At 65.7% G+C, this 24,626-nt stretch carries 20 protein-coding genes; 8 read left to right on the forward strand and 12 right to left on the reverse strand.

The annotated features are described in order from the left end of the window. The first annotated feature begins 348 nt into the window (after positions 1-348). The 3 genes from SH602x_RS04825 (at position 349) to SH602x_RS04835 (ending at position 6,247) form a co-directional block, all read left to right on the forward strand. Positions 349-2,784: a flagellin N-terminal helical domain-containing protein gene (locus SH602x_RS04825; protein ID WP_479475714.1), complete on the forward strand. Its 2,436-nt coding sequence runs from the start codon at positions 349-351 to the stop codon at positions 2,782-2,784. A gap of 159 nt (positions 2,785-2,943) precedes the next feature. Beyond that, complete coding sequence (gene fliD / locus SH602x_RS04830) at positions 2,944-5,652, forward strand: flagellar filament capping protein FliD (RefSeq protein ID WP_479475715.1); 2,709 nt, start codon at positions 2,944-2,946, stop codon at positions 5,650-5,652. Positions 5,653-5,830: 178 nt separating this feature from the next. Further along, entirely contained in the window at positions 5,831-6,247 is a 417-nt protein-coding gene (locus tag SH602x_RS04835) for a flagellar export chaperone FliS (RefSeq protein ID WP_479475716.1), read from the forward strand. A gap of 12 nt (positions 6,248-6,259) precedes the next feature. On the opposite strand, the gene SH602x_RS04840 is transcribed toward SH602x_RS04835, so the two are convergent. Continuing rightward, complete coding sequence (locus SH602x_RS04840) at positions 6,260-6,961, reverse strand: ComF family protein (protein WP_479475717.1); 702 nt, start codon at positions 6,959-6,961, stop codon at positions 6,260-6,262. 387 nt (positions 6,962-7,348) lie between these two features. On the opposite strand from SH602x_RS04840, the gene SH602x_RS04845 reads away from it, so the two are divergent. Together SH602x_RS04845 and SH602x_RS04850 are read left to right on the forward strand one after the other, a co-directional pair. Continuing rightward, a complete protein-coding gene (locus tag SH602x_RS04845; protein WP_479475718.1) occupies positions 7,349-8,626 on the forward strand; it encodes an aminotransferase-like domain-containing protein in 1,278 nt (425 codons plus the stop codon). 51 nt (positions 8,627-8,677) lie between these two features. Then, entirely contained in the window at positions 8,678-9,850 is a 1,173-nt protein-coding gene (locus SH602x_RS04850; RefSeq protein ID WP_479475719.1) for an LptF/LptG family permease, read from the forward strand. 144 nt (positions 9,851-9,994) lie between these two features. On the opposite strand, the gene SH602x_RS04855 is transcribed toward SH602x_RS04850, so the two are convergent. After that, positions 9,995-10,900, reverse strand: coding sequence for a sigma-70 family RNA polymerase sigma factor (locus tag SH602x_RS04855; RefSeq protein WP_479475720.1), 906 nt, complete (start codon positions 10,898-10,900; stop codon positions 9,995-9,997). Between the two features lie 573 nt (positions 10,901-11,473). Here SH602x_RS04855 and SH602x_RS04860 point away from each other — a divergent pair. After that, positions 11,474-12,067: a PH domain-containing protein gene (locus SH602x_RS04860; protein ID WP_479475721.1), complete on the forward strand. Its 594-nt coding sequence runs from the start codon at positions 11,474-11,476 to the stop codon at positions 12,065-12,067. A 258-nt stretch (positions 12,068-12,325) separates the two neighbouring features. Here SH602x_RS04860 and rpoN read toward each other — a convergent pair whose 3' ends face one another. The 5 genes from rpoN to SH602x_RS04885 form a co-directional block, all read right to left on the reverse strand. Continuing rightward, positions 12,326-13,834, reverse strand: coding sequence for an RNA polymerase factor sigma-54 (gene rpoN / locus SH602x_RS04865; protein ID WP_479475722.1), 1,509 nt, complete (start codon positions 13,832-13,834; stop codon positions 12,326-12,328). Positions 13,835-14,146: 312 nt separating this feature from the next. Then, positions 14,147-14,746, reverse strand: a complete 600-nt coding sequence (gene recR, locus SH602x_RS04870; RefSeq protein WP_479475723.1) for a recombination mediator RecR — start codon at positions 14,744-14,746, stop codon at positions 14,147-14,149. A 102-nt stretch (positions 14,747-14,848) separates the two neighbouring features. Further along, positions 14,849-15,184: a YbaB/EbfC family nucleoid-associated protein gene (locus SH602x_RS04875; RefSeq protein WP_479475724.1), complete on the reverse strand. Its 336-nt coding sequence runs from the start codon at positions 15,182-15,184 to the stop codon at positions 14,849-14,851. 114 nt (positions 15,185-15,298) lie between these two features. Beyond that, on the reverse strand, positions 15,299-17,194 hold the full coding sequence (gene dnaX, locus SH602x_RS04880; protein WP_479475725.1) for a DNA polymerase III subunit gamma/tau: 1,896 nt from the start codon (positions 17,192-17,194) through the stop codon (positions 15,299-15,301). Between the two features lie 295 nt (positions 17,195-17,489). Further along, a complete protein-coding gene (locus SH602x_RS04885; RefSeq protein ID WP_479475726.1) occupies positions 17,490-18,008 on the reverse strand; it encodes a DUF420 domain-containing protein in 519 nt (172 codons plus the stop codon). Between the two features lie 249 nt (positions 18,009-18,257). Between SH602x_RS04885 and murB the strand changes: the two genes are divergently transcribed. Both murB and SH602x_RS04895 read left to right on the forward strand, forming a co-directional pair. Continuing rightward, complete coding sequence (gene murB, locus SH602x_RS04890) at positions 18,258-19,136, forward strand: UDP-N-acetylmuramate dehydrogenase (protein WP_479469601.1); 879 nt, start codon at positions 18,258-18,260, stop codon at positions 19,134-19,136. A gap of 25 nt (positions 19,137-19,161) precedes the next feature. Then, a complete protein-coding gene (locus tag SH602x_RS04895; RefSeq protein ID WP_479475727.1) occupies positions 19,162-20,049 on the forward strand; it encodes a cell division protein FtsQ/DivIB in 888 nt (295 codons plus the stop codon). 12 nt (positions 20,050-20,061) lie between these two features. On the opposite strand, the gene SH602x_RS04900 is transcribed toward SH602x_RS04895, so the two are convergent. From SH602x_RS04900 to rpsK, 5 genes are all read right to left on the reverse strand, one after another. Then, positions 20,062-21,153 carry a Gfo/Idh/MocA family protein gene (locus tag SH602x_RS04900; protein WP_479475728.1) on the reverse strand — a complete coding sequence of 364 codons (1,092 nt, stop codon included), beginning with the start codon at positions 21,151-21,153 and terminating at the stop codon, positions 20,062-20,064. 262 nt (positions 21,154-21,415) lie between these two features. Then, positions 21,416-22,036 (reverse strand): hypothetical protein, encoded by a 621-nt coding sequence (locus SH602x_RS04905; RefSeq protein ID WP_479475729.1) that lies wholly within the window; start codon positions 22,034-22,036, stop codon positions 21,416-21,418. Between the two features lie 136 nt (positions 22,037-22,172). After that, positions 22,173-22,748 (reverse strand): bL17 family ribosomal protein, encoded by a 576-nt coding sequence (locus tag SH602x_RS04910; protein WP_479475730.1) that lies wholly within the window; start codon positions 22,746-22,748, stop codon positions 22,173-22,175. Between the two features lie 84 nt (positions 22,749-22,832). Then, complete coding sequence (locus SH602x_RS04915; protein WP_479469596.1) at positions 22,833-23,822, reverse strand: DNA-directed RNA polymerase subunit alpha; 990 nt, start codon at positions 23,820-23,822, stop codon at positions 22,833-22,835. Positions 23,823-24,021: 199 nt separating this feature from the next. Continuing rightward, positions 24,022-24,402 carry a 30S ribosomal protein S11 gene (gene rpsK, locus SH602x_RS04920; RefSeq protein ID WP_479469595.1) on the reverse strand — a complete coding sequence of 127 codons (381 nt, stop codon included), beginning with the start codon at positions 24,400-24,402 and terminating at the stop codon, positions 24,022-24,024. Positions 24,403-24,626: the final 224 nt, after the last annotated feature.

Consider the following 24,626-nt stretch of genomic DNA (forward strand, 5'->3'; position numbering starts at 1 on the left):
GCGGTCGATCGAGCAGGGCGCAAAGACGAACCGATATTTCCGCTAGATCGTTCGAGGCTCTGTAGAGATCGGTCCGAAGTCGAATCCGCGGTCGGCACGCTTCGCCGAGCGCCGCGATTCGAACTCGGTCGAGCTCGCAAGGCTTGCGGACGACTCGACGATCGTCGGCGCGACAGCGCGTCAGTCCGGCGGCAGGATGCGGCCCAACGGATACCGGACTGTACGAAGAATCGCAGCGGATTGTTTGGCGTCCACAAGACTTGACCGGGGGGGCAGACGGCGACTCGTGTCGCTGGCCTCGGCCGGCGCTCGACGAAAACCGAAAACTCCTGTCCGTAAGGGATCTCCATGAGTCGGATTAATACCAACGTCAACTCGCTGGTCGGTCAGAACCAACTGAAGCGGGCCAACGACAGCCTGAGCACGGCGATCAATCGCCTGAGCACGGGTCTTCGCATCAACTCCGGCAAGGACGACCCGGCAGGCCTCATCGCCAGCGAGGCGTTGCGGTCGGATATCGTCTCGACCGAGAAGGCGATCTCCAACAGCGAACGAGCCAGTCTCGTCATCGCGACGGCGGACGCCGCCCTCGGCCAGGTCAGCTCGCTCCTCAACGACATCCGCGGGCTGGTCGTCGAAGCGGCCAACGCCGGCGCTCTGTCCGACGACGAAATCGCGGCTAACCAGTTGCAGGTCGACTCCTCGCTGGAAGCGCTGAACCGCATCGCCCAGACGACGTCGTTCCAGGGCCGCAAGCTCCTCGACGGCAGCCTGGACTTCGTGAGCAACGCCAGCAGCGTCGCGAGCCTCCGCAACGTCCAGATCGAGCAGGCCAACCTCGGCTCGAGCGGTTCGGTCGGCGTCAACGTCGACATCCAGTCGGCTGCGACGCGGGCGACGCTCGCCGCCTCGATCCCGATCGGCTCGTCCCCCGGCGTGGAAGCGACGGCGACGCTGACCCTCGGCGGCGGCGCGTCGATCAACATCGAAGCGGCGGCGACCGGCATCGACTTCAACGACGTCGAAGTCTCGTTCGTCGAAAGCAACTCGACCCTGCCCGGCGCCCCGACGGCGGCGTTCGACGCAGACCTGAACACCCTGGTCGTGACGGTCAACGACTCGGCCACCACCGCCGCGGCGGACATCGCCGTCGCGATCAACGACCTGGCCGACTTCAACGCGACTGTCGGCGTCGCGGGCAACTATCAGAACAGCACGGATCCGGTCGCCGCGTCGACGCAGCTCACCTTCGCGGGCGGCGGCGAGCTGACCGTGACCTCCGCCACGGGCGGTTCGGGCGGCAACGGCATCAACGTCGTCTTCGCCGAAAGCTCCGCTCAGGGCGCCGGCACGGCTGCGGCGGCCTTCAACGGCACGAACCAGATCACGGTCACCGTCAACGACAACGGCACGACGAACCTGTCGGCGATTCAGTCGGCGATCGACGGCCTGTCCGGCTTCACCGCGACGCTCGACACGGCCGGCAGCTACCAGTCGACCATCGAAGGCGTCAACGCGACCGACACGATTACGTTCGCAGGCGGCGGTTCGTTCTCCGTCACGGCAGCCGCTCCGGGCGCAGCCAGCAACGGCATCAACGTCGTCTTCACCGAAACGAACGGCCAAGGCGCCACGCCGGGCGCTTCGTTCAACTCCGGCACGAACACCGTCGAAGTCCTCATCGACGACACGGTCGACACCTCCGTCGCCGACCTCGTCGCGGCGATCGGCGGCCTCGCGGAAGTCAACGCGACGTCGCTCAACGCCGGTAACTACGTCGCCGCGAACGACGCGGACGGAACGCTGGCGACCCTCGCCGGCGGCGTCACGGCGAGCGCTGGCGACTCGACCCTCACGGGCACGACTGCCGGCGGCGCCGGAGCCACGGCGGGCGATTCGAACGTCACCGCGACCACCGCGGGCGGCAGCAACGACATCGGCGCGGGACTGATCTCCGCCCTGACGTTCCGCCTGTCGGGTTCGTCGGGCAGCGAAGTCTTCTCGTTCGACGCGGGTTCGACCGGCGCCCAGATCGCCTCGGCGATCAACCTGGTCTCGGACGCGACCAGCGTCTCCGCCACCTTCAACTCGGGCACCGGAGCTCTTTCATTCTCGTCGACCGATTACGGCAGCGATTCGCTCGTCCAGGTCGACGTCATCGACGAAGGAGCCGGCGGAACGTTCGACAGCGGTCTGACCGAGACTCGCAACAGCGGCGCCGACATCGTCGCCACGATCAACGGCGTCCGGGCCAACGGCAAAGCCAACTCGCTGTCGATCAACACGTCGTCGCTCGACCTGTCGCTGACGGTCGATGACGGCTCGAGCACGGACTTCAACTTCACGATCTCGGGCGGCGGCGCCCTGTTCCAGCTCGGGCCGGACGTCGTCCGGAACCAGCAGGCTCGCCTGGGCATCGGCTCGGTCGACAGCGGCTCGCTCGGCGGCGCCAGCGGTCGTCTGTACCAACTCGCCTCGGGTCAGAACGCCGACCTCAAGTCCGATCCGACGCTCGCCTCGCAGATCGTCGACGAGACGATCAGCAAGGTCGCCTCGCTTCGCGGTCGCCTCGGAGCGTTCCAGTCGACGACGCTGGAGTCGAACATCAGCTCGCTGAACGACTCGATCGCCAACCTTCGCGAATCGGATTCCGTCATCCGCGACGCCGACTTCGCCAAGGAATCGGCCAACCTCACGCGGGCCCAGATCCTGGTGCAGTCGTCGACGAGCGTGCTCGGCATCGCGAACCAGAACCCGCAGAACGTGCTGTCGCTGCTGCGATAGTTCGCTCTCCCGGGCGCTAATTAGAGAAGATTCATGAGGCGCCGGTCGATCCGCTAGGAAGGCCGGCGCCTTTCTTCGTGAACAGCGTACGCGATTTTCGAAAACGCGCTCGACCTTGAAGGTTTCTCTTCCGCACGGGACGAATTTCCCGCGGATCGCATGGGCCGCATCCAGACCAACATCGGGCTGATCACCGGAACTCCCATCGCGGAGACCGTGAATCAATTAATCGCCCTCTCCTCCCAGCCGCGCGAGACGCTCAAGAAAAAGAATGCGCTGATCCAGAATCAGCAGGTCGCGCTCGCCGAACTGACGTCGCTCACGATCGGCGTCAAGCTCGCCGTGCAGAAGTTCGGCTCGACGAGTTCCTTCCAGGGAACCGCGGTCAAGTCGTCGAACTCCTCGGCCCTGCTCGCTCAGCGGAACGGCACGCCTTCTGTCGGTTCCTATTCGGCGACGCCGCTCCGCAACGCCGCCGCCCATCAGACCATTTCGCAGTCGTTCGCTGCGGGAGAAACGTTCTCCGAGGGAGCCCTCGTCGTTCGCTCAGGACCCGGCATCGCGCCGGAGATCGCGCTCGAAGCCTTAAACGGAGGCGCCGGCGTCGAACGCGGCAAGATCCGCATCACCGACCGCTCGGGCGAAACATCGACCATCGATCTGCGCGGCGCCGTGACGCTTCAGGACGTCGCGAAGGCGATCAACGAAGACGACGATCTGCAGGTGGAAGCCTCGATCGTCGGCGACTCGCTGAAGTTGACGGATCTCTCGGGCGGAACGTCGACGAACCTCCGAGTCCAGGAGGTCAGCGGCGGGAAGACGGCCGCGCAGCTCGGCCTGCTCGGCATCGACGTCGCGGCGAACCAGGCGACCGGCACGTCGCTTTCGACCATTTCCGCGTCGACCCGCCTCGCGTCGCTCGGCAACGGCGCCGGCGTCCATCATTCGAAGACGCTGGCCGACCTGCGGGTCGCGTTCCGCGACGGAACGACGCTCGACGTCGAGATCGGCGAAGACGCCAAGACCGTGGGGAACGTGCTCGACGCGCTGAACGCCGCCGACCCCGCGCGACTTCAGGCATCGATCTCGGGCGACGGCAAGCGAATCGTCTTGACCGATCTGACTGCCGACGACGGCGAGACGTTCTCGGTCACGAGCCTCAACGGCACGACGGCCGCAGAAAACCTGGGCATCGCCGGAACCGCGGCCGCGGCGACGCTGACGGGCGACCGAATCGCGTCGTCGGTCAGCGGTCCCCTGCTCTCTTCGTTGAAGGGAGGCGCCGGCCTCGGCACGCTCGGGTCGCTGCGCATCACGGACAAATCGGGCGCCGTCGCCGACATCGACCTCTCCGGCACGGAAACGCTCGACGACGCGATTCGCGCGATCAAGGACGCGGGCGTCGCCGTCGAGGCCGACTGGAACGACGCCCGGACGGGCATCGTCCTCCGCGACGTTTCGGGCGGAGCCGGGTCGCTGAAGATCGAAAGCCTGGGCGGAAGCGAGACGGCGGAAACGCTCGGCATCGACTACGACGGAACGAACTCGACCGTCGACAGCGGTTCGCTCGATGCGCAAAGCGTCTTTCGCTCGACTTCTCTTTCGACGTACGCTCGCGGCGCGGCGGTCCCCCTCGGATCGTTTCTGATCACCGACTCCGCCGGGAAGAGCGCCTCGGTCAACTTCCGCACGTCGGCGCCGGAATCGATCGGCGAAGTGATCGACCATATCAACTCGCTTTCGATCGACGTCGAAGCCCGGATCAACGAGACGGGCGACGGGTTGCTGCTGATCGATACGGCGGGCGGAGCAGGATCCCTCAAGGTCGCGGACGAGGGCACGAGCACGACGGCCCAGGTCCTCGGCATCGCAGGAACCGCGGAAGAACTCACCGTGGGCGGCGTTTCTCGCTCCGGCATCGACGGTTCGACGGCGATCACGTTCGACATCGAGGACGGCGATGACCTGTCCGACGTCGCGACCAAGTGGAACGAAGCGAAGCTCGGCATTCGCGCCGCGGTCATCTCCGACGGCCAGGGGGGCAAGCGACTGTCGCTCACTGCGGAGAAGACCGGCGTCGCCGGAGCCTTTCGCGTCGAAGGCGACGGCGTCGACCTGGGCTTCGCCGTCACGGCGCATGGACAGGACGCCGCGCTGCTGATGGGTTCGGCGGCTGGCGCAGGCTTCGTGATCACGTCGCCGACGGACACCTTCGAATCAGCGGTCGAAGGCCTGAAGCTGGTCGTCGGAACGCCGTCGACCACGCCGGTCACGGTCACCGTGGAGCCCTCTTCCAGCGAACTGATGACGAACCTCCGTACGTTCGTCACGCAGTACAACAAGCTGCGCGACAAGCTCGCCAGCGTCACGAGCTTCAACCCGATCGACGGCTCGACCGGCGTGCTGTTCGGCAGCGGCGAAACCCTGCGAATCGATTCCGGTCTCTCTTCGGTCCTGACGGGGAGAGTCTCGGGAGCGGGCGACGTCAAGTCGCTTCGTGACATCGGGATCGACGTCGACGACAAGGGGAAGATCGCTTTCGACGAGGAAAAGTTCAACGCCGCGTTCGCGGAGGGCGGCGAAGACGTGGTGCAGTTCTTCACGCAGGAGACGACCGGCTTCAGCGCGAAAATGACCGCGGCGGTCGAGCGTCTCGCAGGAGAGAAATCCGCCCTGATTTCGAAGTCCGACTCGCTCCAGTCGAAGTTCGATACCAACGTTCAGCGCATCGACTTCATGACCAAGCGTCTGGACGTGCAGCGGAACCGCCTGCTGACGCAGTTCTATTCGCTCGAGCAGACGATCGCGAAGATGCAGTCGAACTCCAGCGCCCTGTCGCAGATCCAGGTCTTCGAACCGCTCGGCTAGCGGCAGGGACGTCGAGGAAGCGACTCGCGGACTGCGTTCATTCGCCGATCGGCAAAGTCTTCCTGACCCGGTCGACCCGCTCCTTCCCGACGAGCGTTAATCGCGTCAGCGTCGGTCGACCGATGCTAATCCCGGAAGGTCGCCGTCATCTCTCGTCGAACGCAGGAACTGAGCGCGTATGTCGAACGTTGCACGCGATCGCTATCTCGAAGGTCGGATTCTCGGCGCGAGCGGTCCCCGTCTCCGATCGATGCTCGTCGACCGGGCCTATCAACTGACGCGCTCGGTTTCCCAGGCGCTCGCCGAACAGCGATTCGAAGAGATCAGCGCTGACTCGACGAAGCTCCGGGCGATCCTGCGCGAGCTCTTCGTGACGGTGGACGCCAAGAGCTCGGACACTGCGCGTCAGGTCCGCAGCCTGTACGAGTATCTTTACGAAGCGACGACCCTGGCTCTCCTGAGGCGGAACGAGCAGGAACTGGCTCAGGTCGAGGAGTTGCTCCGCTTCGAAGCCGAAACGTGGCGGACCGTCGCGGCGAAGCACGAGAACCGCGAGGCCGACGCGACGCTCGGATCCTTCTCCGCCAGCGCGTAGGGGCCGGGTCGCTCAGACGTCCGCGACCTGCGGACCGGCGCGAGCGACGGCGAGCACGTCCAGCGACCGGACGCCAGACTCCTTCAGCGCCCGGGCGATCTCGCGAACGGTCGAGCCCGTCGTCATCACGTCGTCGACCAGCAGCAGTCGCTTGCCGGCGACGAGATCCGACCGGACGCCGAACGCGTTCTTCACGTTCGCCGCGCGTTCGCGACCGCGCAGCGTCCCCTGCTTCCGCGCGACGCGGACCATCGCCACCGCGGCATGCAGGGTCGGACGCCGCAGCGCCTCTGCCGCCGCTTCGGCGATCGCTTTCGCGGCGTTCGGATGGCCCAGCGCCTTGCGCGTCCAATGCGTCGGCACGTAGCAGACGGCGTCGACGTCGCGGACGAACTCCCGCGAGAGTTCGCAGGCGGCGAGACTCCCCAGCGTGCGACCGACCGTTTCCCCATGCGGCGACTTCGCACGAAGCACGTACTCTCGCAGCGGCGCGCGGTACTCTCCCAGCGCGGTGCAGGAGCGCCACAGATCGTTTTTGCGACAAGCGCCGCAGCGAGCGGGATCGCCCGCGATGCCCGGCACGTACGTCCCGCATCGCGGACAATACGCTTCGCGGCCGTGCCGAATCGTCTTGCGACACGCGTCGCAGACGCAGACGTTCGCTCCGAAAGGATCGGGAAGAGCATCCGCCGCTTCGCACAGCAGGCACGTCATCGGAAAAATCAGCGAGTCGGCGCCGCAGGCGACTTCGCGCAGCGTCTTTCCCGCCTCGTGCAGCGAACGGCTGGCGACGCCGATCGCGGCGCGCAGGCCTTCCGACTCCGCGGCTTTCGCGACTGCCTTGCGAATCGTGGCTGAAGGGCGAAAAATGGACGGCTCCTTCGCTCGCCGGGGTAGACGCTAATGGCCTGTCCGTCGTTTAATCGTTAGATTCGATCGGTCTGTGTGCCATGCCCACGTCGCGAAGCAGCGTGGGCATGTTAGGTTCGGCCGGCCCCTTGCATGCCCATCCTCCGTCGGAGCGTGGGCATGGCACACATGACGTTTAACGATAGACGCACCGCTACCCGGGCTCGAAACTTTCGCAGGAAGCATCCGGGCATGTCGATCAGTCTAAAGGCGCGGCACGCGGGAGGGCAACCGATCGGCGACCTGATGGCGCGGGCGCTCAGCGACCCCACGCTCATCTCGCTGGCCGCCGGTTTCGTCGATGACGTCACGCTTCCCGTCGAAATCGCGAGGGAAGCCGCCGCGAAGCTGCTGGCCGACGAGGGGCTCGCGCGTCGGGCGCTCCAGTACGGGACCGCTTCCGGATGGGCGCCGCTGCGGCAGTTGCTGTGGGAGCGGACGCTTGCCGCCGACGGCCTCTCCGCGCGACGGAACCAGTCGTTCGAGAACGTCGTCTGCACCGCGGGCAGCAACCAGATTCTGGCGCTCGCGAGCGAGGCCGTACTCGACCCCGGCGACATCGTGCTCTGCGGGTCGCCGACGTACTTCGTCTATCTCGGCACGCTCAAGGCTCTCGGCGCCGTCGCCTGGGGCGTCGAAACCGACGAATACGGCATCGTGCCCGAGGCCCTGGAAGAGACGCTGCTCCACTTCCGCCGACGGGGCGATCTCAGTCGCGTGCGGATGGTCTACGACGTCTCCTACTTCGACAATCCCCGCGGAATCAGCCAGTCCGCCGAGCGCCGCGGGCGGCTGGTCGAGATCGTCCGGAAGTGGTCCGAGGAGGAGAAGATCTACCTGCTGGAAGACGCGGCCTATCGTGAACTCCGCTACGACGGCGACGACGTGCCGACGATCTGGTCGCACGACGAAGCGGGCGAGCACGTCATCCTGGCGGGGACGTTTTCCAAGTCGTTCTCTCCCGGAGTCCGCGTCGGCTACGGAATCCTGCCGTCGGAGCTGGTCCTGCCGACGCTCGATCTGAAGGGCAACCTCGACTTCGGGTCGCCCCACCTGAACCAACTACTGATGTATGAGGTTCTGACCTCGGGGCGTTACGATAGCCATGTCGCCGCGCTGCGGGACGCCTATCGACTGAAGCGGGACGCGATGCTGCGGGCGGCGGATGAACGTTTCGCCGGACTTCCGGGCGTTTCGTGGATCGCGCCCGAGGGCGGACTGTACGTCTGGCTCACGCTGCCGCCAGAATTGCCGACCGTGATGGACGGCGATCTGTTCGAGGCGTGCGTCGAGCGGGGCGTGCTTTACGTTCCCGGCGATCTCTGCTTTCCGGAGGCGGGCGTTCCGACCGGCGAATCGTCGATGCGACTCAGCTTCGGGGTGTGCTCCGAAACGCGAATCGCGGAAGGGATGCAGAAGCTGGCGGACGCAGTGCAGGCCATCGCCGCCATGACGCCGCCGACTGCGTAACCGCGAAAACAAAACTGCGAAAGTACCGCGGAGGAAAAGGACTTCCCCGTCGTGACCGTGCTCGATCGCTATCTGATGACCATGTACGCGCGGACGCTGGCGATTTCGCTGGTCAGTCTGACGGGTCTCTTCGTGATCATCGACGCGTTCGGCAACCTCGACGAGTTCCTCGATCATGGTCGTCGCGAAGGAAGCCTGGTCGGCGTGCTGACCGCTTACTACTTCGCGCGAACGCTGACGTTCTTCGAGATGACGAGCGTCTTCCTCTCCGCGATCAGCGTCACGATCGCCGTCGCCTGGCTGCATCGCTCGAACGAAATGATCCGCATGATGGCGGCGGGCGTTTCCGCGATGCGCATCGCGCGGCCCCTGCTGATCGCCGCCGGCGTCACCGCCCTGCTCGCGGCGGCGAATCGCGAACTCCTGATCCCGCAGTTCAAGGACCGCCTGTCGAAGAACGCGCAGGACTGGTACGGCGAGAAGGAGATGCCTGTCAATCCACGGCACGACCGCTACCGCGGCGTGCTCCTCAACGGGCAGTCGTGCGTCGCCGGCGAGCGGAAGATCTTCAAGCCGTCGTTTCTGTTCCACGACGATCTACCGGCTATCGGCAGGCGGCTCTCCGCGAAGGTCGCGACCTACCATCCTGCGGAGGGCGAGCGGCCCGCCGGCTATCTGCTCACGGAGCTCGAACGGCCTGCGAGCCTGGACGATTATCCCAGCGTCGTCGTCGACGGCGTCCCCGCGTTGCTGACGCCTTACGATTGCGCGTGGCTGGAGCCGGGAACCTGCTTCGTCGCATCGGAAGTCGACTTCGAGTTTCTCGCCGGCGGATCGCGCTGGCTGCAGTACTCGTCGACCGGGGAGATTCTCCGCGCGATCTCGAACCCGAGCCTGGATCTCGGCGGCGAAGCGCGAGTGACCGCTCACTGGCGGCTGGTGCAGCCGCTCGCCGAGTTCATCGTGTTGCTCTGGATGACGCCGACGCTGATTCGCAACGGTTCGCGGAATCCGTTTCTCGCCGCGGGCAAGGGGATCGGCTTCGTCACGACGTTCTTCCTGGCGAAGCTCATCTTCCAGAATCTGGGCCAGGGGGGCGTGCTGCCGCCCGTCGTCGCCGCGTGGGCGCCGCTGCTGGTCTACGCGCCCCTCGCCTTCTCCGCCGCATTCGACTGGCGCGAGGCGATCATTCGCGTTCGCGAACCCTCTCCCGCGCCGGCGTAAGCGTTCGCCGGCTATTTCTTAGGTCAGGCATCGCCTGACGACGATCGAGGGAAGCGCGAACGCTCGCTTGACGCGGCGCGAAATTCGGCCAACGCGAGGGCGCCGACCGAATTGAATCAGGCCATGCCTGACCTGCCAGTTTTCCTACCGCTTCTTCGTCAGCCGCCGGCGTTCGCGGGGGTCGCGAAGGGATTCTTCGAGCTTGTTGATCGCTTCGGATTCGATCTGGCGGACGCGTTCCCGCGTCAGGCCGAGCTGCTCGCCGATTTCCTTCAGCGTGTGCTGGTCGTTCTCGTCCAGGCCGTACCGCAGGCGAAGCACGGTCGCCTCGCGCGGGTCCATCGTCTCGATCATCTCGAGCACGTGCTTCAGGACGTCGTTCTCGACTAGTTCGTCTTCGGGATTCTTCTGTCGCTCGTCCATGACCATCTCGCCCAGCGACCAGCCGGTGTCGGACTGATCGGACTGGGTCGTCGCGGTGTTGACGTGGATGGCCCGCTTGATGATCGGCAGCTTCTTCTTCGGCACGCCGAGCAGCCGGGCGACCTCTTCCGGCGTGGCGGTGCGTCCGAGTTCCTCGTTCAGCCGGGCGCTGGCGCGGCGCCACTTGCTGAGCAGCTCGACCATGTAGGCCGGGATGCGGATCGTCTTGGACGAGTTGATCAGCGCCCGCTTGATCGACTGCTTGATCCAGTAGCTGGCGTAGGTGCTGAACCGGGTGCCGACGTCCGGATCGAAGCCCTCGACCGCGCGGAGCAGACCGAGGTTCCCTTCCTCGATCAGGTCCTGCAGCGACAGGCCCTTCGTCGCGTACCCGCGAGCGATGTTCACGACCAGGCGGAGGTTGGCCCGGACCATCTGGTCGCGAGCTCGCGCATCTCCCGTGGCGATGCGGCGGGCGAGGTCCTGTTCTTCCTTCGCGGAGAGAAGCGGCGTCTCGTTGATCTCCCGCAGATAAGTCTCGAGAGGCGACTGGAGCGGAGCGTTCTCCGCCGTGCGGACGGGAACGGCGCGACGGCGAGTCGTGGCGCTGGTGCGAGCGGTTGGCATAGGAGACCAGGTTCGTGAGTTCGCGGAAGCGATTCGACTCGGCGAGGGAGCGCCGCGATTCGTCACGCGTGCGGGAGTCGCGCGTCGAACCGTCGAATGGCGGAGCGAAGGGCTTGCAGGAGACCGACGACGCGTCGGACCGGGGAGTGCGGCGCGGAAGCCGCGTTCGCGTCGGTCGGCGTCGAGCCAAGGTCTTTATCGAGCGGTCGGGGAAGCGGAATCGACGCGACCTCCCCAGCGTTCGATCGATCGGAACATGCGCGATACGCGCGACATTCGTCGCCCGCGGAACGCGACGAAAGCGACGCTCTCGCGGATCGCTCCGCCCGCGCGGGTCGCGACGACGAAGGTCATGCGTCGCCGGCACGTTCGGCGCTGCCGCGCGCTCCCGGCGACGAGGGCCGCTCGGCCCTCCGCGACAATCGCTATAATGCGACCCCGACCGACTGCATGGACGCGGCCGAACGGGTCGGTCGCGTATCGAGGCAGGATCCGTACGGCGGGGAGTCGCCCTGTCGATTCCGTCCTGCCGGAGCGAAACAGCTTCGCGGCCCCCTCTCCTCAGGCGAGCGCATGTCCGCATCCGATCCCTACGGCCACGACCACCGGGCAGAGACCGCCGGCAAGCCGGCTCCCACCGAACACGTCCGGCAGATGGCCGAGGGCCAGGACGAGTTCCCGGAAGAGACGCTCTGGGAGGGAGGCTACTCCGCAGCCGACATGTACGGCTGGTGGGTCATCTGCGGCGTCATCACGGTGGTCGCGATTCTCGTCTGCGTGCTGGTCCCGGGCCTGGCGATCAATCCGATCGCGTGGGCGGTCGCCGGCGGCATCGTCGGGCTCTGCTGGGGCTACGGATTATGGGTGCTCGCCGCGCGGAAGCTGGGCGTCGCGTACAAGCTCACGACGCAGCGCTTCATCCACCAGCACGGCATCCTGACGCGCGTGACCGACCGCATCGAAGTCATCGACATCGACGACGTCAGCTATCGCCAGGGCCTGTTCGAACGCATGTTCGGCGTCGGAACCGTGACGCTCGTTTCGAGCGATAAGTCCCATCCGACGCTCGTACTTCACGGCGTCACGCCGGTCGCGGAAATCGCCGACAAGATCGACGACGTCCGACGCAAGGAACGCCGCCGCCGCGGCCTGCACATCGCAGGTTGAGCGGCGACTTTCTCGCCGGAGGCCTGTATTCGCGTCGTCAGAAACGGTGTACGAAAAATGGCGACGTCGCCTGGCGGGCGCACGAAGTCGGTCGTCGTGGGCAAGGCGGAGTCTACTAACCTAGGAATTCGACTGCGCCACCTGGGCCCGGCATTCCCGCCAGATGAACGATACGCGCGGACAAGCGCGAAAGGCGACACCTTTCTTTCACCGCGTCGCCGGCGCTCGCGAAGAGCGACGACGCCGTAGCTCGCGAGGTCATTCGGACGCTCGCGCGGCAGCCCAGTCGCGACGCTGACGGGAACTGGGGATTCCCATCTTCTCGCGATACTTGGTGATCGTTCGGCGGGCGACGTTGAGCCCCTTCTCGTTCAGGAGCTTCATCAGCACGTCGTCGCTGTAGGGCTTGCGCTTGTCTTCGTGGTCGATCAGTTCCTGCAGTCGCAGCCGCACGATGTCCCAGGCGACGTCGTCCCCCTCGGCGTTCTGCGTGCCGCCGACGAAGAAGCGCTTCAGCGGAAACAGGCCGCGCGGCGTCTGAATCCACTTGCTGTCGACGGCCCGACTGACCGTGGTGACGTGAACGCCGACCTGATCGGCGATCTGCTGCATCTTCAGCGGCTCGATCGCTTCAGGCCCCTCGTCCAGGAAGCGGCGCTGCGCGTCGACGATCGCCTGGGAGACCTTGGTCAGGGTTTCGCGGCGCTGCTCGATCGAATCGATCAGCCACTGCGCGGAGCGGAACTTGTTCTGCAGGTACTCCTTCTCGGCCGTCGTCGCTTCGCCGTTCTGCAGCCGCTTGCGGTAATAGGGGCTGATGAAGAGGCTCGGGACGCGATCGTCTTCCAGCCGCACCTTGTACGTGCCGTCGTCCTTTCGATCGAGAAAGACGTCTGGCGTGACGGTCGGAACGTACTCTTCCGAGAACGTCGCGGCGGGACGCGGGTTGAGCCGCTTGAGATGGTCCCACGCCGCCTGGATCCGGGCGAGCGAGTATCCGGTCGCCCGTTCGATCTGCGGCAGGCGATTGTCGCGGAGGTCGCCCAAATGGTCGGCGATCAGCGTGCGGAGCTCGTCATAGAACGGCATCTCCGGCTGAAGCTGCAGCGTCAGGCACTCCCGCAGGTCGCGCGCGGCGACCCCGGGCGGGTCGAGCGATTGCACGACGGCGAGCGCCTGCTGCGCGAGGACCAGATCGTTCTCCGTCGCGTCGGGCGGAAGGAGATCCTTCAGTCCCGTGCGGAGGTAGCCGCCGTTCGCGGCGTCGAGCGTGGAGATGATCCGTTCGGCGAAGAGCGAAACCCGTTCGTCGACGTCGAGTTCGTGCAGTTGATGGAGCAGGTAATCGTTCAGCGATTCCGGCCGCTCCTGGATGCTGGCCAGCATGTCGGCCTGGCGATCCGAATCCTCCGAGATGCGATTGGAGGAGACGCGCGGCTTTTCGTCGAACCATTCGGGAACGTCCTGGTCCATGTTGACCAGCCGTTCGAAGTCGTCCTTCAGGTCGTGAGCCTCGTCGACGACGAGCGGTTTCTCGTCGACGTCGGCGCGGTCTTCCAGCCGATCGCGTTCTTCTTCGCTGCTCTCTTCGGGCAGGGCCGGATCGATCTCCTGGACTTCCAGGATCGGGTTCTCGTTCAGTTCCTGCTCGATCCGCTCCTGCAGGCTCATGATCGGGAGCTGCAGGATTTCCATCGACTGGATCATCTTCGGATGCAGCTTCTGCAGCATCTTCAGATTCTGAGTCTGGCCGATGTTCAATCGCATGGCAGGTCCGCCTTGATCGGTTGCCGTCGGCGTCGCAGGTCAGACGATCGACTCCTTGGAGCGGGCTCCGGGGACGAATCGACGCGGTGCCGCGACGGCGGCGTGGGAATCCTTCAGCGGTCGTTCGCCGGCACGTGCCTGGCACGCGGTAAAGGCGATCGACCCTCCGAATTATGGGGCGCTCACCCCCTTCCGCAACGGGCAGAATTCGCGATTGGCACGAAGTTTTCTTGCAGCGGGTCGAACGGACGAAGGTGCGACCCGCGCAGGCGTCAAAGTAGCCGTCGCGAAAGAACGGAAAGCCTGACGACGCTAGAATTTGCGGCGATCTGACAACGCATCGGCCAGGATTTCTTTGTTGGCGTACTCGAGCACGCTGCCCGACGTGATGCCCCGAGCGAGGCGGGTTACCGGAATTTCGTACTCCGCCAGAATGTTCGAAAGATAGAGCGAAGTCGCGTCCCCTTCGACCGTCGGGTTCGTCGCCATGATGACTTCGCGAAAACCGCCCCGCTCGACCCGCTGAACCAGGGCCTCGATCGTGAGCTGGTCGGGGCCGATCCCGTCGAGCGGCGCGATCCGTCCCAGCAGGACGTGGTAGAGCCCCGCGTAGGCGCCCGACTGTTCAAGGGCCATCAGATCCCGCGGCTGCTCCACGATGCAGAGCGTCGTCCGATCGCGGCGGTCGTCGGCGCAGATCGTGCAGAGCTCGCCCTCGGCCAGGTTGTAGCACTGGCTGCAGTAGCGGACGTTTTCCCGCACGTCGCGGATCGCGCTGGCCAGCGCGAGCGCGTCGTCCTTCGACACGCGGAGCAGGTGATAGGCGATGCGCTCGGCGCTCTTCCGCCCGATGCCCGGCAGCCGCGTGAACTCCTCGATCACTCGAGCGACCGAAGCCGAAAGTTGCGTCATGCGTGGCGGTCTTTCTATCTTCGTAGGGCTGGCGCCCTCGCCTGCCATCGCAGCGGTTGCAGGGTATCTGGCAGGCGAGGGCGCCAGCCCTGCAAGAACGCGTCAGCCTGACAACTTCTTCAGCGCGTCCTGCATTCCCGAAAGATCGACGTCGCCGGTGACCGTCTGCATCTCCTCCATGTGACGTTCCTTCGCCTGGCGGAGCGCGTCGTTGACGAGATCGCGCACCTCGTTCAGACGGCCGACGGCGTCTTCCGGCGGGTGACAGTCAATCGAGAGAATCTCGCCCAGACCGCTCGCGGTGACGCGGATCGAGCCGTCGCCCGACTCGGCGGAGAGTCGCATCTCTTCCAGACGCTTCTGCATCGCCTCCATCCGCGACGCCATTTCGCGGGCGTTTTTCAGCAGCGACATCATCTCGCCCATCTGCTTGAACATGGCGGTTCTCCTTAACGTGCGGGCGATGGCGACGGTATCAGTCGGGCAAGTCCCCCTGCCGTCCGGGCGTCGACGAGTTTCACGGCAGTCGAGGCGCCTGCTGTGCAGGAAGCGTCAGGAATCCCTCTGCGAATCGTCGATCGAGACGATCTCCCCCTGAAATTCCGCGATCGCGGCGGCGATCATCGGGAGCTGACGCAGTTCCTGTTCCCTTTGTTTGCGCGACTTCGGAGCGGCGGCAGAAGGAGCGGCAGGGGCGTCCGGGTCGCACTCCAGCGACAGGTGGGCGCGCAGGCCGGAGATCTCCGTGAACGCCGCTTCGAGTTGCGGCGCCTTGCGAACGCAACGCTCGTAATTGTAGGAACCGCGAATCTTGACGACCAGCCGCGACGGCGACCGCCAGGCGACTGCGGAGAAGTCGCTCGCGCATTCGCCGGTCGAATCGTTGAGCGAGGCGACGGCCTCGCGCCAAAGCTCTTCCGCCTTCGCGTCGGTCATCGCTTCGGCACGCACGGCTTCGGCACGCACGCCCTGGATCGGCGCCCGCTCCGTCTCCGCAGGGCTGGCGCCCTCGCCTGCCAGAACGCTGTTCAGCGCTTCGACGGCTGATGACGTTTCTGCCCCGATGCGTTCCGTTCGCGCAGCTGCCTGAGGTCGCTCCGGTTCTCTTCGCGATTCCGGCGCCGCGTTGCTTCGCGGTGCGGGCGCGACGGCTTTCGGCTCGGCGGGCGTCGACCGTTCCTGTTGGTCTTGCCGATTGATCGTCGGGGCGGGGCGTGGAGGCGTCACGGGTCGTGGCGCCGGTCGTTCGTTCACCCCCTCAGCGCTTCGGCGGTCCGTTTTTTTTTCCAGCCTCACGATCGCCTCCGACAGGGAGGCGAGGTCGGGCAGGCGGCATACCCGCAGCAGCGCCAGTTCGAGCTGGATCCGCGGGTAGGTCGTCAGCCGCATCTGCCCCGCCGCCTGATCGACGATCTGCATCGCCGCGGCCAGGTTATCGAGGCCGGCCTCCTTCGCGATGCGTTCCGCTTCGTCGAACTCGTCGAAGGCGAGATACGACAGCAGTTCCCGCGACCCGCCGACGGAAAGCACGCACAGATCGCGATAGATGCCGAGCAGTTGCTCGGCCAGTTGCCCCGCCTCGACGCCCTCGACGACGGCCTGTTGCACGGCTTCGAGCGCCGCCGCGGCGTCGCCCTGGCGCAGAAAGCCGACCAGCTTGAGCAGCGTTCCGCCCCGCGCCGTGCCGAGCAGGCGATAGACGTCGTCGACCGCGATCTTGTGATCGCAGAAGGCGAAGAGCTGTTCGAGCAGCGACTGACTGTCGCGCATCGATCCGGCCGCGCGGCGCGCGAGCGCCTGAAGCGCCGCGGGCTCCGCCTCCAGTCCCTCGGTCTGGCAGATCTCCGCCAGGCGTTCGGCGATCTCGTGCGTGCGAACGGGCGCGAAGTCGAACCGCTGGCACCGGGAGCGTACGGTGATCGGGAGCTTTTCGGGATCGGTCGTGCAGAAGATGAATTTGACGTGCGCGGGCGGCTCTTCCAGCGTCTTGAGGAGTGCGTTGAACGCCTCCTTCGTCAGCATGTGGACTTCGTCGATGATGTAGATCTTGAACCGCGCGCGGCTGGGGCGAACGTTGACGTTCGACCGCAACTGGCGGATCTCGTCGATGCCGCGGTTACTGGCGCCGTCGATTTCGAGCACGTCCATATCTTCGCCGGTCGCGATCGACTGGCAGATGTCGCACTCGTTGCAGGGCGTGATCGTCGGCCCGTTCACGCAGTCGAGCGCCTTGGCGAAGATGCGGGCGGTCGAGGTCTTCCCGACTCCGCGGGCACCGGTGAAGAGATAGGCGTGACCGACGCGATCGCTCTTGATGGCGTTGCCGAGCGCCTGGGCGACGTGCGACTGGCCGACGAGCGTCTCGAACGATTGCGGTCGATACCGCCGGGCGACGACCTGGTAGCCGTCGCCGCTGCTGCGAGAGTCCGCGGGGCGTTCTTCTGTCATGAGAAGAGGAGTCCATTCACGAAAAAAGGCAGGCCGATCGCTCGCCCTGCCAGTCGCTACTGGGCGATCGGTTTCCCGATCGGCCTATCGTCTCGTCACGAACCGCGCGGAGACGCAAGTTCGTCAGATGTCTGCCCGGGACGGCCCCCGCACAAGAGTACCCCGCTTATAGCTGCTCCGGTTAAGGCCTGACTCGTTCACGGCTCCCCCTTGCGAGGGCCGTCTCAGGCAGACGCACGAATTATGGCGGTTCCAGGCCGATCGGTCAAAGGACCGGGCGGCGAATTCGCGAAGATCACCCTTCCCCAGTCGCGACGAAGGCCAGGTAGTAGAAGATCCACCCCGTCAGCGTCGTCAGCGCGATCAGGGCCGCAGAACTCCAGCCCCAGAGGCGATGACGGCGGGAATAGGCGCCCGGCGCCGGGTTCCGACCGAACCTTTGCAGGGCCAATCCGAGCGTCGTCGCCCAGACGAACGGCGCGGGCACCGCGAAGCAGAGATGCACGGCCAGCGCCCCATCGACGACGCCGAAGCGATCGCGCGCGTACCAAGGCGAGTCTTCCGCCAGCGCACGCCAGTCGGTCACGAATCGCATGTCGACCTCGAAGGCGATCACGGTGACGGCCAGACAGATCGTCAGGACGATCTGAATCATGCGATGGAGTCGATACCGTTTCCCGAAGCGTGCTGCGGCGATACTGAAGACCAGGGCGACCGTCACGACCAGCATCGCGAGGACGATGGCATCGAGCATCAGCGACCCGCGCCCCGGAAGGAGCCAGGCTGCCAGGAGTCGCGCGGCAGACGGTTCCATGCTGCGGGAACGTGAGGGAGCGGGGTCGACAGCAGAGAATAGAGAGAAGCGCAGCGCGCCAGGCAACCCGCGGAGGGGTCCGCCGGTCTGCCTCCCGCGGATTCGGCAGATTCTGCTAAAATCGGCGCGCTTTCGCAGCCTGCCCGGTCGACTGTTTTCGAGAACGTCGATGAAACCGTTCTGCTTCGGCGATCGCCTGGCTCGCGAAGCAGCCGAGCAAGTTTCGTCGTATCGCGATTAGGATCACGCATGACGCCGTTCCGCGGTCTGGAACACATCGTCCGCTCGGAAGAGCCGCTCGCCCCGTACGTCTGGCTGCGGCTCGGCGGACCGGCCGAGTTTTTCGCCGAACCGACGGCGGCGGAGGAGCTGATCCAGCTCGTTCGCGCCGCTCGCGACCAGAACATTCCCGTTCGCGTGCTCGGCGGCGGATCGAACGTCCTGATCCGCGAAGGGGGCGTGCCGGGCCTCGTGATTCATCTAACGGGGACCGCGTTCGCCTCGGTCACGCCGCAGCCTGACGGTCTGAAACTGGGCGGCGGGACGCGTCTTTCCGAGGCGGTCGCCGCGAGCCTGCGGGAAGGTTTCGTCGGACTGGAACAGCTCGTCGGCATTCCGGGCACGATCGGCGGCGCCGTGCGGGGGAACGCCGGCGTTCAAAGCGCCAGCATCGGCGCCTTCGTCAGCTCGGTCACGGCCCTGACGGACGCCGCCGAGCTGCGGACGTACCAGCGGTCGGACCTCCACTTCTCCTATCGCGGCAGCAACGTCGACGACGTCGCGATCCTGTACGTGACGCTGGAACTGCAGAAGGGGGACATCGACGCCGCGACGAAGCGGATGCAGAAGCTCTGGATCGAGCGCAAGTCTCGGCAGCCCGAGTCGATGGAGCGCGCGGCCTACGTCTTCAAAGACCCGGGCGGTCTCACCGCCGCGGAAGCGCTCGAACAGGCGGGGCTCAAGGGAGCCGGCGTCGGCGAGGCGTCGTTCTCCAACCGACAGCCCAACTTCATCGTCGTCGGCGAGAAGGCGACCAGCGAGCACGTCCTCCGGCTGATCGACCTGGCGAAGGCGCAGGTTTTCGACCGCCTCGGGATCGATCTGGAGACGCAACTGGCGATCTGGTAGACGTACGGCCGGAGGAATCCCGGCCATGCAATCCGTTCGCTTCGTTCAACGATCCGCCGCGCTCGTCAGCCTCGCTTCGCTGCGGTTCGCGGTCTACGTCTGGCAGCCGCAACGTCGACTGATCGTCGGCGTGGTCGCGGTCGCGGCCTTTCTCGTCGGCGGGTCGCTTCTGTTTCGGGCGACCGTACGCGACAACCTGGAGGCGACGGGGCGTTACCGCCTGCTCGAAGAGAACGTCGCCGTCACGTCGCCGCCCGAGTGGGTGCGATCGGACTTGGTCGCCGACGCCTTCGCCCGGGGCGGTCTCCAGGAGATGAGCCTGCTCGACGAGCGTCTGACCGAGCACGTGGCGCACGCGTTCGCGCTTTGCCCCTGGGTTCGCGAGGTCGTCTCGGTCCGCAAATTGCCCGTCGGGAAGGTCGAGGTCGAACTCGCCTATCGAGAACCGGCGGGGATGGTCGAAGTGACCCTCGCGGACGGTTCCGGCGGTCTGATCTTCGTCGACGGCGACGGGATCATTCTTCCGACCGATGACTTCCGTCCCGAAGACGCCAGCAAGTACCTGCGAATCTCGGCCGGCGCCGCGCGCGTGCCGACGGCTCAGCCCGGAACTCGTTGGGGCGACGATACGATCGAGCGCTCGGCGGCGCTCGCGGCGGTTCTGCGATCGAAGCGAGAACCGTGGTCGTTCTATCGCCTGACGGCGTCGACGCAGCCCGGCGAACCCGTGCGGATCGTCAGTCGCAACGGCGCCCAGGTGCTCTGGGGCGCTCTTCCGGGAGCAGGGAGCGGCGGCGAAGCGAAGTTCGAAACCAAGGTCGAGCGAATCGCCACCTGGACCGACAATCGCGGCCTCTCCGGCGCCGACAAGAGCCTCGTCCTCGACGTGCGAGCGAAGGAAGGGACACCGTAACGCGCGCTGCGGTCAGACCGCCGCATCCTTCCTCAGAAACGGAAGGTCAGGATCCGCGGGCAGGGGAAGGTCGACCGCTTTACCGGTCGCGGCGGACTGGTAGATCGCGAGGATCGTCTCGACGCTGCGGCGACCCTCCCGGCCGTCGATCGCGGGACCGCGGTTCTGATCGAGCGAGTCGAGCAGATCCTTGAACTGCGACGCGTGCCCGTGATGGCCGATCGCCTTCGGATCGGCGGCGCCTCCGCCGGTCGCGGTCCGGTTGGCCATCCGTTCCCGCAGTTCGTCGTCGCCGGGCGCGGGATCGGCGAAGTCCCAGCGCTTGATATCTTCCTCCTCGAGAACGGCCGTCCCGCGCGTGCCGGAGAGTTCGATCCGCTTCAGCGAGCCGGGCCAGGCGGCGGTCGTCGCGACGATCGTGCCGAGTGCCCCGGAGGCGAATTCGACCGAGGCGACGGCGACGTCCTCGACCTCGATCCGTTCGTGGGCGAGGGTTGCGACGTTCGCGCTGATCCGCTTCACGGGCCCCATGAGCCAGCCGAGCAGATCGACGGAGTGGATCGCCTGGTTCATCAACGCTCCGCCGCCGTCGAGTTTCCACGTGCCGCGCCAGGCGCCGCTGTCGTAGTACTCCTGCGTGCGGTACCACTTCACGTAGGCGTCGCCCAGCGTCAGCCGCCCGAAGCGTCCGCCGTCGACCGCGGCCTTCATCAGTCGGGCCGATTCGTGAAACCGCGACGGGAAGATTGTGATTACCTGACGCCCCGCCTTCTCGGCTTCGCGAAGAATGGCGTCGCATCGCGAGAGCGTGATCTCCAGCGGCTTCTCGACGATGACGTGCTTGCCCGCACGGAGAGCCGCGACGGCAGGTTCCAGATGGGCGCCGCTGGGCGTGCCGATCGTGACGACGTGAATCGAGGGGTCGGCGAGCAACTCTTCGTCGCTGGCGTACGCCCGGCAGCCCGTCTCCTCGGCCAGCGTGTCCGCCGCCTCCTTCCGCCGGCTGGAACAGCCGACCAAGAGGGCGTTATGCAGATCGGCGATCGCCTTCGCATGAAAGCGGGAGATCATGCCGCAGCCGAGAATGCCGAAGCCGTATTCCATAAGTCCGTTCGCGAGAGAGGTCAGCGGGCGTCGATCGGGCGATTATAAACTGCGAACCGTCCGAAGCGATTTCGCGTGCCATGGCGGGCTCGTCCAGCCGTGAGGAATCCTCGTTCGATGCCTTGGATCGGTGAATGCCGTGAACATCGCATCGCAGCAGGGCCGACGGACCGGGTGGACGATCGATCGCCGCCTCGGCAAGGCTGGACAAGCCAGCCATGGTACGCAGATCGAAGTTCGTACGACGCCAGTATTGCGCAACTCACCCGCGCGGCGGCTTTCCTTCGCGGGCGACGGGCAGCGGCTTCCAGTAAACCCGGGGGTGCTTGTAGCGGACGCCGAAGAGTCGACCGTGATGGCGGGTCAACTGGTCGAAGTTGTGTTCGAGAAAGCCCCACGTCGACCGCGGCGGTTTGAGCCGGAGATAGCGATCGGCGAAGACGCCCATCAGTTCGTCGTACTCTTCCTTGCTGCCCGAGTGGGCGTAGCAGCGCCCCGGGAAACGACGCAAATCGCCGTCGAACGAAGGCGAAATGTGCCACAGTTCGTGCAGCGCCGTGATCAGTTTCTCCCGCATCGGCAGGTCGAGAAAGCGCGGCAGATAAAACGTCAGCAGGTAGAGCATCTCCCGCCCCTGCCCGTCCAGCAGCGGCTGAATGCGGTAGACGCGACCGTGCTTGGTTTCCGACGCTGCGCCGTTCGCGAACCGCAGCGGGGTGAGGCTCGCGAACGTACCGTACATGACGCGCTTTCGCGTCTGCGAAAACGAGACGGCGACGTCATCCATCCGGATGTGGCTGAACTCGGGAAGCCTGCGCGTCGCGTCTTCGCAGAGCGTGCGAATCGCGGCCGTAAAGTCGAAGCCAGTGCGGGGGCCGGTCATCGAGCGGAGAGACGAAGCGGCGGAATTTCGGCGCATGAAAAAGCGCTCGCGAAGCAGAGACTTCGCGAGCGCCAAGTATATCCAGCCGAAGCGGCCCGTTCACGCAGGAGCCGTCGAGGCGCCTGGCCTGGGAGGCTCAGGCGTTCGACGAAGCGAACTCGGGCTTGACGGCCTTGGCCTGCTTCTCGCGGTCGTTCTTGCCGACGAATTCCAGGATGGCCCGAGCGCCAGCATCGCCGAGGCGAACCTTGGCGAGCTTCAGGATCCGCGTGTACCCGCCCGGACGATCGACGAACCGGGGAGCGATCTCGTTGAAGAGAAGCTGCACGGCCTGCTTGTCGCGCAGAACGGCGAAGCAGCGACGACGGGCGTTGACCGCGGGCGAGACGGCGGCGACCCACTGCTTGTACTGATCGCTCTTACGCCACGTCTTCCAAGCCTCGCTGTTGCGCTCGGCGTCGGTCGCGAAGGGCGCGGCCGCCTGCTGAGCGATCAGGCCCTTCTTGGCGATCGTGATCAGCCGCTCGATCATCGGCCGAATCTCTTTGGCCTTCGGCAGCGTCGTGACGATGCGTCCCTTGACCTTCGGGGCGTTGTCGTCGAGCTCCGCGTCGCGCTCCGTCAGGATGAGCGCGCACAGCATGTTCTTGTAGAGCGCCTTGCGGTGGCTGGGCGCCCGGCCGAGGACGCGGCCCTTCTTGCGGTGACGCATGACAGTTTCCGTTTCCGATTCGTGTCGCGTAAGAGCGAGCGACGGGACGGCCTTCGCCCTCCCGTCCGACTCGTCGAAGTGTAGTTAGCGTCCCGATCCCGAACCCGCGGGCAGCCGCATGCCGAGATGCAGGCCGAGCCCGGAGAGCTTGTCCTTGACCTCGTTCAGCGTCGTCTCGCCGAAGTTGCGAACTTCGAGGAGGCGATCTTCGGTGTACTGGACGATGTCGCGGACCGTGCCGATCTTTTCCGAGCTGAGGCAGTTGGTCGCGCGGACCGAAAGCTTCAGATCGGAGAGGGTCATGTTCAGCTTCCGCTCGAGCGCGGCGTCGATGCCGCTGGAGGGAGCGGGCGACTGCACCGGCTGGCCCAGTTCGGCGTACTGCACGAACGGGTTGAGGTGCTTACGCATGATCTTGGCGGCTTCGACGAGCGCCATCTCGGGGCGAACCGAGCCGTCGGTCCAGATCTCGAGCGAGAGCCGGTCGTAGTTCGTCTTCTGACCGACGCGAGTCTCTTCGCAGAGATAGCGGACGCGCGTGATCGGGCTGAAGACGGCGTCGATCGGAATGATGCCGATTTCCTGCTCGCGAGCCGAATGCTCATGAGCGGGGACGTAACCGCGACCGTTCTCGACGACCATCTCCATCATGAAGTCGATGTCGTCGGTCAGTTCGCAGATCACGTGGTTGGGGTTCACGATTTCGACGTCCGCGTCGGTTTCGACGTCGGCGCCGGTGATGATCCCCTTCTTGTTGGCCGTGACCGTGATGACCCGGGTCGAGTCGCTGTGGTTCTTGACGACCAGCGACTTGACGTTCAGGACCAGGTCCGTGACGTCTTCGTGCAGACCCTTGATCGTCGTGAATTCGTGCTGGGCGCCCCGCACCTTGATCTGGGTGACGGCGCTTCCTTCCAGGCTGGAAAGCAGGACCCGGCGGAGGCTGTTGCCGATCGTATGACCGAAGCCGCGCTCGAACGGTTCGGCGTAGAACTTGCCGTACGTGGGGCGAAGCGTTTCAGTTTCGCAGCGGACGGAGTTCGGAAGCTCCAGACCGCGCCAGCGAATGTGCATCGTGAGAATTCCTCTTCGACGGAACGGGGCGTGCGGCGTTCGATGCGTGCGGCGAACCCCAGGGGGTCGACCGAAGAAACGCGCGAACGATCTTAAAGCGGAAGATCGTCCGCAGGCGCTGAAACTGGCGAGTCCGTTCCTGGGTCCGATCGCGAAGCGGGCGAAGGCGATCCGAGCCTTCCTCCCGAGCGGCAGTCGCCTAGACGCGACGCTTCTTGCGGGGACGGCAACCGTTGTGCGGGATCGGGGTCACGTCTTCGATCGACTTGACCGTCAGCCCGGCAGCCTGCAGAGCGGTGATGGCGCTCTCGCGACCCGAACCGGGCCCCTTCACGCGGACTTCGCAGTCCCGCATCCCCTGCTTCATCGCCTTCTCGGCGGCCTGCGTCGAGGCACACTGACCGGCGAAGGGAGTGCTCTTGCGGCTTCCCTTGAAACCGCAAGTGCCGGCGCTCGCCCAGGTCAGGACGTCGCCCTTCTGATCGGTGATCGAGACGGTGGTGTTGTTGAACGTCGCCTGGATATGCACCACGCCCGAGGTGACGTTGCGACGAATCTTCTTCTTCTTGACTTTCGACACGTGTCTGACTCCCGAACGCTGGGGTCCGGCGTAACGGAGGGAACCGATCGGTCCGTCGCGTCGATACCGACGCAGGAATCTCGAACGCTTCCCGGGAACGAAGGAAGGGCGACTGGGGGTCGCCCGGCAGATCCGGCGGCTGTCGCAGTCGCCGGAGAGTGTTTCGGTGAGGGCCTCCCGCCGCGAGAACGCAGGCAGGAGACGATGCCGATCGCCGCGTTCGT

The organism is Lignipirellula cremea, from assembly GCF_056501455.1.

Coding starts and splice junctions, on each gene's coding strand:
- dnaX (WP_479475725.1), bottom strand. CDS start 17,194: ATGACAGAAGAACGCCCCGCGGACTCTCGCAGCAGCGGCGACGGCTAC.
- SH602x_RS04910 (WP_479475730.1), bottom strand. CDS start 22,748: ATGCGTCACCGCAAGAAGGGCCGCGTCCTCGGCCGGGCGCCCAGCCAC.
- fliD (WP_479475715.1), top strand. CDS start 2,944: ATGGGCCGCATCCAGACCAACATCGGGCTGATCACCGGAACTCCCATC.
- recR (WP_479475723.1), bottom strand. CDS start 14,746: ATGACGCAACTTTCGGCTTCGGTCGCTCGAGTGATCGAGGAGTTCACG.
- SH602x_RS04835 (WP_479475716.1), top strand. CDS start 5,831: ATGTCGAACGTTGCACGCGATCGCTATCTCGAAGGTCGGATTCTCGGC.
- SH602x_RS04845 (WP_479475718.1), top strand. CDS start 7,349: ATGTCGATCAGTCTAAAGGCGCGGCACGCGGGAGGGCAACCGATCGGC.
- SH602x_RS04825 (WP_479475714.1), top strand. CDS start 349: ATGAGTCGGATTAATACCAACGTCAACTCGCTGGTCGGTCAGAACCAA.
- SH602x_RS04900 (WP_479475728.1), bottom strand. CDS start 21,153: ATGGAATACGGCTTCGGCATTCTCGGCTGCGGCATGATCTCCCGCTTT.
- SH602x_RS04840 (WP_479475717.1), bottom strand. CDS start 6,961: ATGACGTGCCTGCTGTGCGAAGCGGCGGATGCTCTTCCCGATCCTTTC.
- SH602x_RS04875 (WP_479475724.1), bottom strand. CDS start 15,184: ATGTTCAAGCAGATGGGCGAGATGATGTCGCTGCTGAAAAACGCCCGC.
- murB (WP_479469601.1), top strand. CDS start 18,258: ATGACGCCGTTCCGCGGTCTGGAACACATCGTCCGCTCGGAAGAGCCG.
- SH602x_RS04905 (WP_479475729.1), bottom strand. CDS start 22,036: ATGACCGGCCCCCGCACTGGCTTCGACTTTACGGCCGCGATTCGCACG.
- SH602x_RS04895 (WP_479475727.1), top strand. CDS start 19,162: ATGCAATCCGTTCGCTTCGTTCAACGATCCGCCGCGCTCGTCAGCCTC.
- SH602x_RS04885 (WP_479475726.1), bottom strand. CDS start 18,008: ATGGAACCGTCTGCCGCGCGACTCCTGGCAGCCTGGCTCCTTCCGGGG.
- SH602x_RS04860 (WP_479475721.1), top strand. CDS start 11,474: ATGTCCGCATCCGATCCCTACGGCCACGACCACCGGGCAGAGACCGCC.
- SH602x_RS04855 (WP_479475720.1), bottom strand. CDS start 10,900: ATGCCAACCGCTCGCACCAGCGCCACGACTCGCCGTCGCGCCGTTCCC.
- rpoN (WP_479475722.1), bottom strand. CDS start 13,834: ATGCGATTGAACATCGGCCAGACTCAGAATCTGAAGATGCTGCAGAAG.
- SH602x_RS04915 (WP_479469596.1), bottom strand. CDS start 23,822: ATGCACATTCGCTGGCGCGGTCTGGAGCTTCCGAACTCCGTCCGCTGC.